General features: G+C 40.0%; 13 protein-coding genes. 8 read left to right on the top strand and 5 right to left on the bottom strand.

Annotated features, from left to right (window positions below):
* The first annotated feature begins 34 nt into the window (after positions 1 to 34).
* Entirely contained in the window at positions 35 to 1,141 is a 1,107-nt protein-coding gene (locus tag PQO01_RS20850) for a prenyltransferase/squalene oxidase repeat-containing protein (RefSeq protein WP_274316162.1), read from the top strand.
* Between the two features lie 68 nt (positions 1,142 to 1,209).
* On the opposite strand, the gene orn is transcribed toward PQO01_RS20850, so the two are convergent.
* Together orn and PQO01_RS20840 are read right to left on the bottom strand one after the other, a co-directional pair.
* Complete coding sequence (gene orn, locus PQO01_RS20845; RefSeq protein ID WP_274314051.1) at positions 1,210 to 1,767, bottom strand: oligoribonuclease; 558 nt, start codon at positions 1,765 to 1,767, stop codon at positions 1,210 to 1,212.
* Positions 1,764 to 2,741, bottom strand: a complete 978-nt coding sequence (locus PQO01_RS20840; RefSeq protein WP_274316161.1) for a serine/threonine protein kinase — start codon at positions 2,739 to 2,741, stop codon at positions 1,764 to 1,766. The genes orn and PQO01_RS20840 overlap by 4 nt, the downstream gene beginning before the upstream one ends.
* 181 nt (positions 2,742 to 2,922) lie before the next feature.
* Between PQO01_RS20840 and PQO01_RS20835 the strand changes: the two genes are divergently transcribed.
* The 6 genes from PQO01_RS20835 to secA all read left to right on the top strand — a co-directional run bounded on the left by PQO01_RS20835 (position 2,923) and on the right by secA (position 12,024).
* Positions 2,923 to 3,441 carry an adenine phosphoribosyltransferase gene (locus PQO01_RS20835; protein ID WP_274314050.1) on the top strand — a complete coding sequence of 173 codons (519 nt, stop codon included), beginning with the start codon at positions 2,923 to 2,925 and terminating at the stop codon, positions 3,439 to 3,441.
* A 19-nt stretch (positions 3,442 to 3,460) separates the two neighbouring features.
* Entirely contained in the window at positions 3,461 to 5,419 is a 1,959-nt protein-coding gene (gene acs, locus PQO01_RS20830) for an acetate--CoA ligase (protein ID WP_274314049.1), read from the top strand.
* A gap of 94 nt (positions 5,420 to 5,513) precedes the next feature.
* The gene (locus PQO01_RS20825; RefSeq protein WP_274314048.1) at positions 5,514 to 7,235 is read left to right on the top strand and encodes a Na+/H+ antiporter NhaC family protein; all 1,722 of its coding nucleotides are present in this window, start codon (positions 5,514 to 5,516) and stop codon (positions 7,233 to 7,235) included.
* Between the two features lie 124 nt (positions 7,236 to 7,359).
* Positions 7,360 to 8,337 (top strand): hypothetical protein, encoded by a 978-nt coding sequence (locus PQO01_RS20820; protein ID WP_274314047.1) that lies wholly within the window; start codon positions 7,360 to 7,362, stop codon positions 8,335 to 8,337.
* A gap of 153 nt (positions 8,338 to 8,490) precedes the next feature.
* Positions 8,491 to 8,919, top strand: coding sequence for a hypothetical protein (locus PQO01_RS20815; RefSeq protein ID WP_274314046.1), 429 nt, complete (start codon positions 8,491 to 8,493; stop codon positions 8,917 to 8,919).
* Positions 8,920 to 8,985: 66 nt separating this feature from the next.
* Positions 8,986 to 12,024 carry a preprotein translocase subunit SecA gene (gene secA / locus PQO01_RS20810; protein WP_274314045.1) on the top strand — a complete coding sequence of 1,013 codons (3,039 nt, stop codon included), beginning with the start codon at positions 8,986 to 8,988 and terminating at the stop codon, positions 12,022 to 12,024.
* A gap of 369 nt (positions 12,025 to 12,393) precedes the next feature.
* Here secA and PQO01_RS20805 read toward each other — a convergent pair whose 3' ends face one another.
* Positions 12,394 to 14,007, bottom strand: coding sequence for a DEAD/DEAH box helicase (locus tag PQO01_RS20805; protein ID WP_274314044.1), 1,614 nt, complete (start codon positions 14,005 to 14,007; stop codon positions 12,394 to 12,396).
* A 449-nt stretch (positions 14,008 to 14,456) separates the two neighbouring features.
* Here PQO01_RS20805 and PQO01_RS20800 point away from each other — a divergent pair, with 449 nt between their 5' ends.
* A complete protein-coding gene (locus tag PQO01_RS20800; RefSeq protein WP_274314043.1) occupies positions 14,457 to 14,768 on the top strand; it encodes a hypothetical protein in 312 nt (103 codons plus the stop codon).
* Between the two features lie 165 nt (positions 14,769 to 14,933).
* Here PQO01_RS20800 and PQO01_RS20795 read toward each other — a convergent pair whose 3' ends face one another.
* On the bottom strand, positions 14,934 to 15,269 hold the full coding sequence (locus PQO01_RS20795) for a low molecular weight protein tyrosine phosphatase family protein (protein WP_274314042.1): 336 nt from the start codon (positions 15,267 to 15,269) through the stop codon (positions 14,934 to 14,936).
* Positions 15,270 to 15,699: 430 nt separating this feature from the next.
* Complete coding sequence (locus tag PQO01_RS20790; RefSeq protein WP_274314041.1) at positions 15,700 to 16,440, bottom strand: hypothetical protein; 741 nt, start codon at positions 16,438 to 16,440, stop codon at positions 15,700 to 15,702.
* Positions 16,441 to 17,467: the final 1,027 nt, after the last annotated feature.

Raw genomic sequence — 17,467 nt, 5'->3', positions numbered from 1 at the left:
GACACTTTGTTGAAAAAATATTAGGTATGAAATTATGAAAAAGATTATTCTAGCTCTACTACTTGCCATGAGTACTGTTGCTCAAGCGAGTATAGATAACTCATTAAAGTTTGAAGTTAAAGCCTCGATGAAAAAGGGTGAAAACTTTTTGCTTTCTCAGCAAAACGATAACGGATCTTGGGGGCTTTACGGTGGGGTTCCTGCTTACACAGCTTTGTCTGTGACAACTTTAGCGATGTCACCATCACGAGATCAATACGAGCCACAGATTACCAAAGCGGTTAAGTACTTAAATCAATTTGTGAATCCCGATGGATCAATACATGACCGTAGTGAACATGCCTACCCAAATTACACGACCTCAGTAACCTTGATGGCCTTTTATTTAGTTGATAGTAAGAAATATGGTGATGTGATTCGTAAAGGACGACGCTTCTTAGTGAAAAGTCAGTTCGGACCTGAAACAGGCGTGGAAGAAGGTGGTATCGGTTATGGTTCAACAAAAACAAAGTCAGACCTCTCAAATACTCAGTATGCTTTAGAGGCCCTTTATTTAACTGAATCAGTTGATCAAGAAGGTGTGAGTCCTGAAGATGTAAAAGCGACACGTGAGGCGTGGGCAAAAGCATTGGAATTTGTTGAGCGCTGTCAGTCGACGAAAGAAAATGACGAAAAATTAGATATCGAGTGGAAAGAAAGAAACTATGGTGGCTTTCGTTACTCACCAGATCGCTCAAAAACTGAAGGTCCAGATAAGGCTCCTTATGCTGGTATGACTTATGCGGGTATAAAGTCAATGATTTATGCAAAAGTTGATAAAGATGACCCGCGTATTAAAGCAGCCATGGAATGGGTAAAGCATAATTACACTTTAGATGAAAACCCTGGTTTGAAACTTCAGGGACATTTTTACTACATTCATACTTTTGCAAAAGCTTTACATGCAGCTGAAATTGAAGTAGTCGAAGGTGAAAGTGGAGCTCAGCACCACTGGCGCAAGGATCTTTGTAAAAAATTACTCTCTATGCAAGCAGAAGAGGGCAGTTGGGTTAATCCCGAAAAGCGTTGGCAGGAAAATAATCGCCAACTCGTAACTTCTTATGCTTTGATGAGTTTATACTACGCCATGGCGCATCAGTAGTTCTTAGTTTTATAAAATCAAAAAAGCCCTTCGCTAACGAAGGGCTTTTTTTTGGTTGAGATCTAAGGCTATTTCAACTCATCTTTTGGAATGAGGAACTTTTCTCTATAAAATTTTAATTCTTCAATTGATTCAATAATGTCATCTAAAGCTCGGTGAGTTGTTTTTTTGGTGAAGTAGGATTTCTTCTGGCCATACCAGCGATTGAAGAGTTCCTTCATACTTGAAACGTCAACAACTCGATAGTGCAGAACGTTAATAATTTCAGGCATGTGGTTCATTAAAAACATGCGGTCTTGACCGATAGAGTTACCACATAAGGGAGCGCGACCCTTTTCGCAAAACTCTAAGATAAAGTCACGTGTTTGCTGGCAAGCTTCTTCTTGGCTTACCTTGGAGTCTTTGACAGCTTGTGTAAGGCCTGACTGGCCATGGTGTTTAATGCACCAGTCATTCATGTTGTTCATGACTTCGTCACTTTGGTGAATAATTAAGCAGGGACCTTTGGCAATAATGTTGAGTTCGCTGTCGGTGACGAGGGTGGCGATTTCGATGATTTTATCTTTTACTGGATCTAGTCCAGTCATTTCTAAATCCATCCATACAAGGTTGTTGCTACTTTTCATTGATTGGCTCTTTCTCGGTTGGGATCCACTAAGTGCGGAGCCTCGTCTTTTAAAAATCTTAATAAGTCTTCGGAAACTTCAAAGGCAGTGGCATAGCGTTCGTCAGAATCAGTAGCCATCATCGTCATGATGATTTTTGCCAAAGCCTCGGGGCATTCGGCAAAATCTTCTCTAGGGTCCGGTGGCGGATTTTCAATTCGCGCATTAACAACTTCTAGAAGTCCGCCATAATTAAAAGGCGGTAGGCCTACAATTAAGTGATAGAGTGTACAGCCCAGAGAATAGATATCAGAACGATTATCTTGGTAGATATCAGTTTGAATCATTTCAGGTGAGAGGTAAAAAGGAGTTCCCAAAATATTACGACTCTCTTGGACAGCCATTTCATGATTTGAAGTTAAGCCAAAATCGCAAAGTTTTACAGCCCCTTCTTTGGTGACAATAATGTTGTGGGGTTTTACATCTCGGTGAATCATAAGGAAGTTGGACCAAACGTAATCGAGGGCATTGCAGGCGTGTACCATGGCGGCAACGGCTTCCTTGGGTTCCATTTGAACGTAGAGCTCTAAATATTCTCCTAGGTTAAGGCCATCTATATGTTCCATGACAATATACATGATGTTTTCATGGACCCCACCTTCGTAAATGCGCACAATGTTTTCATGGACGAGTTGTGAAGCCGTTTCTACTTCTTGTAGGAACTCTTGTGAAATGTGATTATCATCTTCGCATTTACTGAAAAAGAGCTTTAAAGCGTAGTCAATTCCTGATGGTATATGTTTGGCTTTTACGACAATAGAATGACCGCCAGCGCCAATGGCTTCTTCAATTAAAAAGTCGCCAAAAATGATATCAGAACCATTGTCTAGTATGGCAATGTTTAATTTGTCGCAAAAGGAACAGAAATCTATGCCTCCATCTGTCGATAATTTTGTCTCGAAAACCCTTCCGCAGTGCTCACAGGAATATGACATTTCTGTTCCCCAAAGTTAAAAAAATGATAAATCCTTTAAAAACTGCCTCTGAGGCTCGCCTTTTCAAGGCAGTATGGCTTTACTTTAGAGTTTTTTTTCCTACTTTTACAGATGTTTTTTTGCAATTTAGTGTGGTGTCGTTGCTAGAAAATGAAATATAAAATAAATTTAGGTAATAAGAATGAGTGAGGACTTTAGTTCCTGTTTGAGGGATATTCCGGATTTTCCGAGTCCGGGAATCATATTTAAAGACATTAGTCCGCTACTAGCTAATCCACAAAAATTCACTGAGGTGATTGATGCGATGGCAAAACTTATCGAAAATCAAGAGATAGATTATCTCCTAGGAATTGATTCGAGAGGTTTTATTTTTGCAACTGCTCTAGCACAAAAACTCAATTTAGGCATGGTGATGGCAAGAAAACCAGGGAAGCTCCCGGGTAAAGTTGTTTCACAATCCTACGATTTAGAGTATGGCAGTGCTACCCTAGAAATCCAAGAAGATGCCTTTAATGCAGGCGATCGGGTCCTCGTGATCGATGATGTCTTGGCAACGGGTGGGACCGCACGTGCTGCAAGTGATTTAGTGGAAAAGATGGGAGCAAAAACTGCGGGATACGCATTTTTTGTCGAACTAAGTTTTTTAAATGGAAAACAGCTACTGGAGTCAGGTCCAGTTCATTCTTTAGTCAAGTTTTAATAAAAATTGAAGGGATAAGATGAGTAACGATATTGAAGTAACTATGCAGGAAGATAGGCTTTTTGAACCTACTTTCGAATTTGTTGAACAAGCACACATTAAATCAAAAGGTCAATACGATGCCATGTATATGGAGTCAATCCGTAGTCCAGAGAAATTCTGGGGTGATATTGCGGAAGGCTTTACATGGAAAAAGAAGTGGGACCAAGTCATTAACTGGGAAGATGCTCCAGTCGCGAAATGGTTTGATGGTGCGGAACTTAACATTACGGAAAACTGCCTCGATCGCCATTTAGATACAGAAAGACGCACAAAAGCGGCTTTAATTTGGGAAGGCGAGCCTGGCGATAGTTTGACACTTACTTATGAAGAACTTCACGACCGCGTTTGTCGTGCGGCGGCTATGCTACGTGAGCAAGGCGTCAAAAAAGGCGACCGTGTAACAATTTATCTACCAATGGTTCCAGAATTAATGATTTCAGTTCTTGCTTGTGCGAGAGTTGGGGCAATTCACTCAGTGATTTTTGGTGGTTTCTCTTCTGGTGCCATTTTAGACAGAGTAAAAGATGCGGAGTCCGCAGTGGTCATCACTGCTGATGGTGGCTGGCGCCGTGGGAAAACTTTAGGTCTTAAAAACATTGTTGATGAGGCTATTAACCAGACTGATATCGTCAAAACTTGTATCGTTGTTCAGCGCGCAGAATGTGATCACGAAATGAGAGATGGCCGCGATATTTACTGGAACGATATCTATCCTGCTGCAGGTACTGCTTTTGAAGCAGAAACAATGAAGTCACAGGATCCACTTTTCCTTCTCTATACTTCTGGTTCTACGGGTAAGCCCAAGGGTGTTCAGCATTCAACTGCTGGTTACATGGTGGGGACTTACACGACGACAAAATATATTTTTGATATGAAAGATACTGACGTTTACTGGTGTACAGCTGATGTTGGATGGATTACAGGCCATAGTTACTTGGTTTACGGGCCTTTACTTAATGGTGCATCAATTGTCATGTACGAAGGTGCTCCAAACTTCCCTGATCTCGATCGTTTCTGGGATGTGATCGAAAAGTATAAAGTTTCAATTTTCTATACAGCTCCTACAGCGATACGTGCTTTCATGAGCTGGGGTGACGAACATGTTGAGAAGCATGACATCTCCTCACTTCGCCTTCTCGGCACAGTAGGTGAACCCATTAATCCAGAGGCTTGGATGTGGTATCACGAAAAAATTGGCGCTTCTCGTTGTCCTATTATGGATACTTGGTGGCAGACAGAAACTGGTGCTGTGATGATTACGCCACTTCCAGGTGTGACTGCAACGCGTCCAGGTTGTGCAACGACTCCTTTCTTTGGTGTAGATGCAGCAATTGTTGATGAAAAAGGTAATGAAGTACCCGATGGTAAAGGTGGTCTTTTGGTTATCCGTAAACCTTGGCCTTCAATGCTTACTAATATTTGGGGCGACCTCGAGCGTTTTAAAGATGTTTACTGGAGTCGCTTTGCAGAGCAGGGTTATTACCTCGCTGGTGATGGTGCCGTTAAAGACGAGAAGGGTTATATCACCATTCTCGGTCGTATCGACGATGTGATAAACGTGTCAGGTCACCGCCTCTCAACTATGGAACTCGAGAGTTGTCTAGTGGCTCACCCAAGTGTGGCTGAAGCTGCAGTAGTTGGTTTTGAACACAATATTAAAGGTGAAGGCATTGCTGCTTATGTCATCGTTAATAGTGGTTTCACTCAAACAGAAGAAGATAAGACTGCTTTGAAAAAGTATATTGCTGGTGAAATCGGTGCCTTTGCACGTCCCGATCAAATTCACTTTGCTGATGCACTTCCTAAAACTCGCTCTGGAAAAATCATGCGTCGCGTCTTGAAAGAGATCGCTGCAGGTCGTGATATTGAAGGTGATTTGAGTACAATTGAGGATATTGCTGCACTCAAAAAACTTGCGGCTTCCGCAAAAGCTTAAGCACTAATAAAAAAGCCTCGGTTTAACCGAGACTTTTTTGTGCCCAAGTTGAATCCAAGAAAAATTTAAATGAATAATAGGAAGAAATGAACTTATGAAGAAAAAAACATTTTTTGAGGCAATTCTCATTGTTTCATTTCTCCTCTTGGCTTTTGGCCTAAGTAAATACACTAAGCCCAATGTTGCCATTCAAGAAATTAAGCTCCAGCACGAAGTGGATGAGCAGGGGCAAGCTTATTATACCTACAAGAAGAAAAAAGTTTTTCTTGATCAAGCCGTCTTGTGGGAGCAGAGTCCTTTTACTCAAAAAGGTGAGCTTGATGAACTTCCCGAAGAGCAGTTTCTTAAAAAAATCGAAGACGAAAAGACCTCGTATTTTCAGTTCAAAAAAGCCTATCACTTTAATTTCTTTAGTTTACTCCCCGCCTTGGCAGCGATTGTACTTTGTTTTTTTACTCGTGAACCAATCGTTTCCTTGACGGTTGGCGCAGCCTGTGGAGCGATCATGATTGGTTCCTATCACTTTCCTGAGTATACCGTCGAGATGTTAGCGCAAAAAAGTCCCGCCAAAACTTTAGTTCTATATTTGTGGTTATTGGGCGGCCTTCTTGGCATATGGCAAAGGACGGGAGCCTCCTTGGCCTTTGCGAATTTCATGACTGAAAAGTTTGTTAAAGGACCACGCTCAGCTAAACTCGTGGCTTGGGGATTGGGAGTGGTTTTTTTTCAAGGTGGAACTATTTCTTCAGTCTTGGTGGGAACGTCAGTTAAACCTGTGGCGGATAAAGAAAATATTTCCCATGAAGAGTTGTCTTACATAGTCGACTCAACTTCTTCGCCAATTGCGTCTCAGTTAGCCTTTAATGCCTGGCCAGGATATGTGCAGGCCTTCATCTATGTTCCTGGTGTGGCTTTTTTGGCGACTGAATTGGATCGTATCGATTTCTTCTTTAAATCAGTTCCCTTTTGTTTCTATGCCATTTTTGCGGTCTTGGGGACCTTTATGCTCAGTATTGAAAAGCCTTGGTTCACTTGCAAGCGCCTCAAAGAGGCTAAAAAACGCTCGCGTGAAACTGGAGAACTGGATGCGCCAAACTCGGAACCTTTAGCAGTAGATGAGTTGAGTAATGTCGATATGCCAAAGGGTTACAATCCGCATGTGATTGAGTTTTTACTCCCGCTATTTACGCTTCTTGGTGTCGCAATAGGAACATATGTTATTTACGACTCTCCCGATATTCTTTTAGCATTTGGTTTGGCCTTTGCACTTTCGATTACTATGGCAGTCTTTAAAGGTATGGAGATTCAGGAGACAATTAAGGCGGCCGTGAGTGGAATGAAAGGGGTTCTTGGTGGTTCAATTGTTCTATTGATGGCTTTTGTGACGGGGGCAGTTAGTAAAGAAGTTGGAGCGGGAACTTATTTAGTCGAGATTATTGGTGGAGATGTCTCATACATGCTTCTTCCTTTTATCCTTTTCTTGATTTCTATTGTGATTGCATTTTCAACTGGTTCCAGCTGGGGAACCTACGCAGTTGTTTTCCCCTTGGCGATGCCTTTAGCGTGGTCAATTGCTAATAGTGGAGCGATTCCTGCGGAGTCCGCAATGTTGTTCATGACAATTTGTTTTGCGTGTGTGATGGATGGCTCGGTATTTGGCGATCAATGCTCGCCAGTCTCTGATACGACGGTCTTAAGTTCCATGAGTACGGGGTGTGACCTAATGGATCATGTAAAGAGTCAGGCGCCACAAGCGATTTTTGCGGCTTCCTTAGCCTGTGTTGTTTGGTTTATTTGCCTAGCTTTTTTCATATGATCGAGATATAGATTAAAGTATCACATATTTTGTAACTTAACTTGAATAAAACCCAATAAAATCTTGTTTTATCTTCTTTATTAGCATAGCTTTATACTCACGCAAAAAAATGATAGGATGTGATATGAAGTATATAATAGTAAGTTTATTCTTTAGTTTTGGCCTCTTTGCCGAACCATTGGCCTTGCGCTATAGCCCTCAAAATTTTGATTATTTATTTTCTTCACAGCCTCAATCTGTGGCTGAACTTCCCATGGTGATGGAATGTATGGAATCAAAGTATGCAGAAAATCCCAAGATGCAGTGGTGTCAGAAGGTGGGGATTGATCTCAAAAACATGCAAAGTTTTGCCTTTACCGCAAATATGTCGGAGTTTATTAAACTCAAGCAAACTCGAACTTCGGAAGCTCAATTAGAGCGTATTCGTCAGTGGTTGATGTTCATTGAATATAAAACTGCACCTAATTTAAGTGAGCTAGAAGCTAAATATAAAGAGAAAAAAGCCCAAGGCAAGAATCGCTTAAATTTTGAGAAATCTTCGATCGCTGGCAAACTCGCTTATGTAGTTCCATTTAAACAACGCAAATACACCTACGCACAAATTTCTCCGACTCAATGGGTGGCAGGTGAGTATGAAACAGTTAAACAGGCATTGGCCTTAAGTTCATCAGAATCACTTATTTCGGATAGTTTCTTCATCAATCAATTAGAATCCAATAAGGACACACTTGCTTTTGCCGTTCATCAACCCAAAGGCAAAGTTGAGATCGCTCACCCCATGATGCAGACTTACCAAGGTTTTTTTGGTAAAGTGACTTTTGAAAAAGATTTCATTGTTGAAACTAAATTATCCATGGAGAAAGAAGAGGATTTAAAAGGCGTTGAAAGCTTTGTAAAAATGATGATGGGCTTTGCAATCGCAAAACCACAAATGAAAATGAGCGCTGATAATTTTAAGACTCAAGTAATGGATGGCATTCTAGAAATGACCATGCGTGTGTCGCCTGATACATTGAAGGCAATGCGTGAGCAGATGAAAAAGAAATGGGCTCACAAACGTCATCATCACGCTAAGAAAAAGTCAGAGAGTGAAGCTAAATAAAGTTCGCTTTTAAAAACAAAAACTCATGATTAGAAAAGCCGCTGTGTTCACAGCGGCTTTTCTTGTGAAAACTCATGTAATAAGGCCTTTATAAGGATTGATTTCCACTCGAACTTACCTATCTTGAGCGATCAATAATTAGAAAAGTTCAAGATGCCAAAAAATCTAAAAGTTTTACTCCTCGTCGTTCTCGCAGTTAATGCCATGAATGACATCGAAGCCGATTTTGTCCACGGCGAGCTTCAGCTCAGCCCGAAGACATCTTATCGCTTGCAAAAAGAAGGAGTTTTACGCATTGAAAAACAGCAAAAGGGAAGTCGCCTTACCGCTGTTTTAGTCACTAAAGACAAAAGCTCGACACTCAATGGCTTGCGTTTTAATATTCTTGAAAAATCATCACAAGCTAATGACTTTTACCAGCAGTTTACAAAGCAAGAGACTCCGTATGAGCATGCTTCGCAGAAGGCTGTCGATCATTATCAAGCACACACGCTCATAGCACCTAGTCTTGAATTGTTACAATCAGTTCAATTGATTTTATATGATGATGAGCCGGCTCAGCAAATAACTATTTGCGCCTAAGCACACTTTTTTGAACCCCCGGTTCAAACTCCCTTTTTATTTACATCATTACAATCAGGATTTAAAATGATTGCCCCCTTATTAAAGAAATTATTTGGTTCGTCTAACGAACGTTTTGTTAAACGCATGCAGCCCCTAGTTGATGCGATTAACGCAAAAGAAAAAGAATACCAAAGCCTTAGCGAAGATCAACTCAAAGGAAAAACGCAAGAATTCCGTGACCGTTTAGCCAAAGGTGAAACTTTGGACGATTTGAAAATTGAAGCTTTTGCAACTGTAAAAAATGCTTGTCGTCGCCTCTATGGTCAAGAAGTCACTTACATGGACAAGACAGAAGTTTGGAGCATGATCCCTTTCGATGTTCAGCTCATCGGCGGTATGGTGATTCACGATGGTGGTATTTCGGAAATGATGACGGGTGAGGGTAAAACTCTTACAGCGAGTCTACCGCTTTACCTCAATGCACTCTCTGGTAAAAACTGTCAGTTGGTAACAACCAATGATTACCTTGCGAAACGTGACTCGGAGTGGATTGGAACCATCTTCCGCTACCTAGGTCTAACAGTGGGCTGTATTCAAAGTATGATGCCACCTGATATTAGAGGTCAGCAATACAAGTGCGATATTACTTATGGTACAAACTCAGAATTTGGTTTCGACTACCTGCGCGACATGGGTATGGCGATGTCGAAAGAAGAGCTCGTTCAGCGCGATCACTTCTTTGTGATTATTGATGAAATTGACTCTATCTTGATTGATGAAGCCAGAACGCCTCTCATCATATCTGGGCCAGTTGCTCAGTCAACGCATCAGTTTGATAAGTTTAATCCACATGTTAATCGCGTTTACAAACAGCAGGTCGAGATCTGTAACAAGCTTATTGCCGATGCTAGAGAAAAACTTAAGTCTGCAGCAAAAGATTCAGATGAATTCGATGAAGCAATTTTCGATATTTGTAAAGTGCGTATGGGTATGCCCCGTAATAATCAGGTTATCCGTATCTTAGAAGATCCTGATGTGCGCCGTGCGGTTGAAAAGAAAGAGCTCTTTATCAATTCAGATGCCAATAAATCAGTTCTTCAAGAAGTTAAGAACGAACTTTATTTCGTGATTAACGAACGTCAGAACGACGCCGACCTTTCCGACCAGGGCCGTAGCTACATGTCGCCAAACGACCCAGATGCTTACGTCATTCCAGATATTTTAGAACTCATGCAAGAAATTGATTCTAATGAAGCCTACGAAGATGTTGAGAAAATCGAAAAGAAACGTGAAGCGCAGGATCAGTATGAACAAAAAATTGAAGAGATGCATAATATCTCTCAGCTTTTAAAAGCTTACTGTCTCTACATCAAAGATATTCACTACATTGTGGCGCCAGATGATAATGGCGAAGATCGCGTTGTCATTGTTGATGAAAATACTGGTCGTGCTATGGCGGGTCGTCGTTTCTCTGAGGGTTTACACCAAGCTCTAGAAGCTAAAGAAAACGTTCGTATCGAACGTGAGACACAGACTTTAGCAACAATTACAATTCAGAACTATTTCCGTCTTTACGACAAACTTGGTGGTATGACGGGTACAGCGGTAACGGAAGCCAAAGAATTTAAAGATATCTATGAGCTAGATGTCCTTGAAGTTCCAACCAACCGTCCGTGTATTCGTAAAGATGTTGATGATCGTGTTTTTGTTACGATGAAAGGCAAATACAAAGCAATCATTAATGAAGTTAAAGAAGTCAATGGAATTGGTCGTCCAATTCTCATTGGTACTCCCACAGTTGAAGTTTCAGAGATCCTTAGTCGCTTCTTGCGCATGGAGAAAATTCCCCACCGCGTTTTGAATGCTCGTCGTCACCAAGAAGAGGCAGAGATCATTGCTAATGCGGGTCAACGTGGTGCAATCACTATTGCAACTAATATGGCTGGTCGTGGTACCGATATTAAATTGACTGAAGAAGTTGTTGAATTGGGTGGACTTCACGTCTTGGGTGCAACGCGACATGATTCACGTCGTATTGACCGTCAGTTACGTGGTCGTTGTTCACGTCAGGGTGATCCCGGTTCAAGTGTTTTCTATGTAAGTTTTGAAGATGACCTTTTACGTCTTTTTGCCGACCGTATGACTGGAATTCTAGATCGTATGAAAATGGGCATGGATGAAGACGAGAGCATTGAGGGTCGCATGGCCACCATGATGATTGAGAATGCTCAGAAAAAAGTTGAAAACCAAAACTTCATGATTCGTAAGCGCACGCTTGAATATGATGATGTGATGAATAAGCAACGTGAGATTATTTATGAACTACGTAAAGATATCTTAGTTTCTGATGACCCAAAAATCCGCCTCTATGATATCCTTAATAACACAATTGAAGACCAAGTTGAAGTCTTTTCTACGGGGCGTCGCGGTGCTTACCGTGTCGACAAAGAGAAGCTCGAGCAATGGTTAGGAACAACTTTTCCACTTGATTTCGATTTGAATGGTTTTGATTTCGAACAGCCCATCGAAATTGCACCGCTTGCAGATGTCATCATTAAGCGTGTTGTTAGTGGTTATGAAGAGAAAGAAAGTCACGAAGATCCAGCTCAGATTCAGTACCTTGAGCGCAACATAATGCTAAGTGCACTCGATGAACTGTGGATTAAACATTTGCGTGCTATGGATAGCTTGCGCCAAAACGTACAGTTTGCGGGTATCGCACAGAAAGATCCTCTCATTGAATACAAGCAACAAGCTTTCCAGCTCTTTGCTGAGCTCGAGGATAATATCTCACAGCAGATTTTATCTAACATGTTCCGTACGGCAGTTTCACTTGAGTCTATTGAAGAGATGTTACACAATATTCCAATGACTGAGCAGTCAGCGCAAGATGTTGAATTTGAAAACCTCATTCAGCAACTCAAGTTACTTCAGCAGCAGGGGCTTGATCCAGAAGGCGTCTCCATTGATGATATGATGCAAATGGAAGCTCAGCCTGAAGAGCAAGAGATTATTGAGGCTCCTCCAGTGCGTAAACCCATTGAGCGTGAAACACCTAAAGTTCGCCCCAATGATCCATGTCCTTGCGGTTCAGGGAAAAAATATAAAGTGTGCCACGGCTAATTAGCTAGGTCATAATTTGAAAAAAGCGGTGAGTCAATCACTGCTTTTTTTGTGTTTAGATAGTAGTTCTACTGATAAAACTTAATGACAGTATTAATTATTGTGTACGGTTATCTACTTAACGATGAGACTCGATTGTGCCAATGGTACATAGTATAATTCAGACTGTGGTTTTAACCATAGAGCTGATATTTAAGAAGTTTTACCGTTCTGAAGGAACGGCGCATAAACAAGCTGGTCACGCTTAGATGGATAATTATGTTATTGTTTATAGTGCACTCATATAAACAGTATCACACTGTTGACATGAGGGCACAAAAAAGCCTGAATGAAATCATTCAGGCTTTTTAAAATCAAGTGGGGCTAAGCTTAGCCGCGATCGTAACGAACGACAGGTGTCATGCCCTTACGGTTACAAGATCTGATAATGCGTTCTGCATCATTTGCATTCGTTGTAAAGATAGAGAACTTATCAAATACTTTGAGGTTATCGATCCCGCGTGGTTGGATTTTACTTTTACCACAAATGAAGCTAATAACTTTTTTAGGCATCATGCCATCACGTTTACCCTTGGCAAAGAAAAGTGACTTGTTATCACCAGAATCAGTATTGCCTTTGAAATTGCGTGAGTCACGTGACTTTTTCTTAGCTGCAGAGCAGTTGATGTCTGGGTAGTTGCTCGCATCGAGTTTTGTACCAAAAATCTTTGAGAGGAGAGCAGTAATGAGATCAACTGGAGAGTTTTCTTCAAGAAGTTGAGTCGCTACATCTCTAATTGGTGCGAGCTCTTCGAGTTCTGCATTATTTTCTTGGAAATGAGCGAGTTCTTTACTGAGCTTTTGAATTCTAAGTTTGATCATCTCTTCGCCGAAAGGAAGTTTACGACGCTCAGTCTTAGCGCCAGTCTTCTTCTCGATGAAGCTCATTTTACTACGCTCTTTCGGCGTAATTAGAGTGATAGCTGTACCCTTTTTACCTGCACGACCAGTACGGCCGATGCGGTGAACGTAAGATTCGTATTGCTCGGGTAGAGAAAAGTTCACAATGTGTGAAAGGTCAGTTACGTCAATACCACGAGCGGCAACGTCAGTTGCAATGAGCAAAGAGATGTTGCGGTTACGGAAACGCTTGAGTAAGCGTTCACGACTTTCCTGTGCGACGTCGCCGTGGATATAGTCTGCAGCATAGCCTTCATTTGCGAGGCCCGCAGATACTTTTTCTACTTCAACTTTAGTACGACAGAAAATGATCCCGTAGAAATCTTTCTCAAGATCCATGATACGGCAGAGCGCGTTAAATTTGTTTTCAGGGTAAGCTTCATAAACCACTTGATCAATTGTTTCCATTGTCATGGTTTCAGATTTAGCTTTAATAGTGATGCTATCACGCATGTATGATTCAGCGATCTTTTTCAGACGTGGAGGCATAGTTGCAGAGAACATGAGCATTGTGCGTTCATCTGGTGAAGCTTTAAGAACTTTTTCTACGTCTTCAACAAAACCCATGTTGAGCATTTCGTCAGCTTCGTCAAGTACTAAGTACTGAAGGCTAGTAAGGTCGAGCTTACCATCTTCAATGAAGTGAATACAGCGACCAGGAGTGGCTACAATTAAATCAACACCTTTTTTAAGTGCGCGTTTTTGATCCATGATCGGAGCGCCACCATAAAGAGTAACAGTCGTGATACCACGGCCTTTACAAAAACTTTTGATTTCGTCATTAACTTGAATAGCTAATTCGCGAGTAGGACAAAGAATGAGAGCTTGTGGCTTTTTGAGGCCTGGCTCAATTTTTTGAACAATAGGAAGACCAAAAGCTGCAGTTTTACCTGTTCCCGTTTGAGCTTGACCAATAATATCGTGATCCTGAGCTAATAAAACAGGTATGGCCTGTTCTTGAATGGGAGATGGTTCTTTGAAACCTTTAGCTTCAAGACATTGAGTAATCCAGGGCTCGAGGCCCAGATCGGTGAATTTATCCATAATAGATACCTTTGTGTTAAGGCTCACCGACAAAAAAATCAAATAAGTCAGAAGTGCTTATTTATCATCTCATAAAAAACCTTACGCCGGTCGTTGCCGGGCTCTTATCGGTATGCCTCAGTTTTTTAAATTTGCGACCTCCATATACTGCCAGTATAAAAAATAGCAAGCTCGCGTGCTTTTTAAATGTAGGCTATTCTCTTTTTTATGTAGCTTATTTCTTGTCTTACTTCTACTTGAGGTAAGTTTACGATGTCTTTAAAATGTATTTTATACCGAAATGTTTAAATAAAACCTCGATCCTCATAATTATTTTAAAAAACTAATTTCAAAGAAATTTATAAAAATATCTTTCGTCGTGAAAGGTTTTTACTATATCCTATAGATTAAGTAAGTAAGAGCTCCACAATGAGTTTCGGTAAATCTTTAATAATAAGAAGGGTAGAACAATGAAAAAATTAATTATCATACTAATTCTGTGCTTGAGTACAAGTTTAATTGCTGAAGGCAAGAAAGGTAAGGGAGGTGATGATTTTCGTGCAGCCGCAGTTGAGTACGAAATGAAAGCGAAAAAGAGTTTGGAAAAGGGGTACCCTGAAGCCTCTAAAATTTACTTCCGCTTAGCCGCTATAAAAAAGAATGCCGCTAAATTAGCCGATGAAGGAAAATGGGGCGATATTTCATGGGATGAATATCATGCATTAACAAAAAAACTTCACTCCCTTAAATCCGATCAACATAAAAAGAAGTATAAGAAATAGATCTTCTCATACGCTTCTATCAAGAGGCTATATCCACTCACAAAATATCACAACAAAAAAGCCTCAACTAAATGAGGCTTTTTTGTTTTTAGAAAATTTAGATTATCATGGTGCCATCTGCATTCTAGCCTAGAGAAAACGATTTAGGATATAGATCTTTGCTGATTATAGTCCCGTTGAGCTTTCGATTATTGGATCAATTGTTTGACTTAATAATTCAATAAGTTCCAAGTCCATATATTTATAATTATCCTCAATATCTAAGACATATATTTTCTTGTGATTCATCAAATCTCTGAAATCAGCTTTCAACTTACTTCTGTGCTTTGATTCCATGACGCAGATTACATCAGCCCATTTTATGTCGGAATATGAAATAGTTCTTTTTGCTTTTCTACTTGTTCCCGCAGATCGAACATTAATGCGACTATGATTTTTATAGATTTGTTCTGCAGTGGGACTCCTCCATCGGTTCATGGAGCATATGAAAAGTATGTTCATTTGTTAGCTTTTTAGTCTATTTCTTCTTGTTTTAAGTTAGAGTCTATATACAATTTACATTTATCACAAGTAAACATTATGTGGTCAGCTCTGTTTAATTGTTTAACCATTTTTTGATTGCATTTGGTACATTTATATTTTGGATATAAATGAATTATCATACTTAACCATGATGCCCATATTACGATAAATAACACCTCACTCATTGCATGTTGAAATAAATAATGAAATAGAATCAATGCCACGTTAATTATAAGGTGAATTTTCAGATTTCTTTTTCTTTTACATGCAACCTTTTGATTGTCGTCGTCGAGGTAATAATCAAATCTGTTAAAAGTTCGTTTCATCTATTTTTATTACTAGTTAACGTCTAAGCTGAGGGAGATTGAGCCTTAGCGAAAATCTTCCTTCCGGCTTCTTGTTAGATTTATTAACTGTATTCAAATGTAGTTAACATGAGTTCTTCTTCTGGTTGATAAAAAATCAACATTTGTGTTCCATAATACATATCATCTGAAAGAGCTACATAGTTATTTGTTTCTACAGTACCAATATAAATAAATTCTTTACCACTTTGAGTTATGGGGACACGTTTGTAACTGCGATCACCATGGCTGTCAATATATGCTGATTCTGATAAAGGCATTTCAACTTGAGCCCAATTACCTAATGAACTATTATCATCTAGCTCTCTGCTAAATAAAATAGGATTGTTTTGTTTATTTAAAATTTTACTTAAAAAATTTAATTGGGTTAACCGTTTCTTTTGCAAGTTGTAACTGTTCAGGATTATTGGATGACCTGTTATGGCACCTTCTAACAAAGAATGTTCGTCTTCAGTTAAACTAGGTTTGTTTTCAAATGCACTTTGATGGAAAAATTTAAAGTCTCCTATAAAAGAACATTTACCATTTTTTATTTTATAACCAATCCAGTTTTCTCTACTATAATAATTATGATAGTCATTTGTTAGATAACCTACACAACCCCATTCAGGTTCTATAGGTATAATTATGGGTAGATATCCATCTAATGAATTATCTAAACTAGGTAAGTATAAGAGGGAACAGGGTAACAAATATTTTTTATGAGTTTCTATATCAGATAAAAACACATCTTCTGGTGAAGGATAAATTCTTAAATTTTTATTATGACTTTTATATGTTTTCATTATTTGTCTAATCTAACATGGTTTTATATGGCGGTTGATTTTCCCGGGATTTTTGATTTCTAAGTTAATTCGTCTGTTGTATAACGTGAAGTGGTTTTGGTGATAATTGTACTTGTTTCTATTATGGGTGCCTGTTGTATCAATTTGCTTTAGCTGTAAATAATGTCGTTATTCGGATATTATTTGGCGAGTGAATAACTCGGGGGTTTTATTATTTTTCAATAAGTTCATTCCTTTTAAAGTCTTTTTGATTTTGGTAGCATCGGTAAATAATGTCGTAAATCAGGTGTTATTTAACAAGTGAATAATACCGTTATTCAGGTATTATTTGACGTTTAGTTATGTCTTGATTAAGACAGGCTCCGCATCAAAAGTGGGTAAAGCACTTTTGTGAAAATAGTGGGAATTGTGTTGTGTGAGTGACTCCTACCTCCAAGTAAATATCAATACTTTAATAGAGCAGGGCTTTGCGTACTCCGCAAAGCTTAGGCGAGAAGGTCGCTACAAATAGATTTGAATTTGTAAGCTATTTTTATGAATAAGTCTTTAGTGCGGCAATTTGGCATCCCCATGTGAGAATGTTTCCTCCGGAAGGAAGGTACAGTTTAAGAGCGGCTTGTGGCTAATACCGTAGGCAATAGGGGAGATGAACTTATATAGGCAGTCTAGAGACTCTGTCCCCTTCCAGCGAGGCTTGCCAGCCATCGACGGGCGTAGGGGGGATTATAGTGATATTTTGGAATTATTAGATGAGGGAGCTCTGCCCCTCATACACCCCGCGAGGAATTGCCATTCCTCGACCAGGCGGTAGAAGGCGGAGGGAGAAGTTAAATTCCTGTAGGCAGTCTAGAGACTCTGTCCCCTTCCCAGCGAGGCTTGCCAGCCATCGACGGGCGGTATAGTGAGAAGTGAATTTTAAATTTTGAATGGTATAAAGCAGGCGAGACTCCTGTGCTCCCAGGGTGGGATGAGGTTTAGTTCAGAAGTTAAATTTATAGAAAAAGAATGGTATGAAGCAGGCGGGACG

Origin of the sequence: Lentisphaera marina (assembly GCF_028745505.1) — a bacterium.
GTDB classification, from domain to species: Bacteria; Verrucomicrobiota; Lentisphaeria; order Lentisphaerales; family Lentisphaeraceae; genus Lentisphaera; species Lentisphaera marina.
Note: the sequence above shows the minus strand (reverse complement) of the source record. Positions and strands in the feature narration are given on the sequence as shown.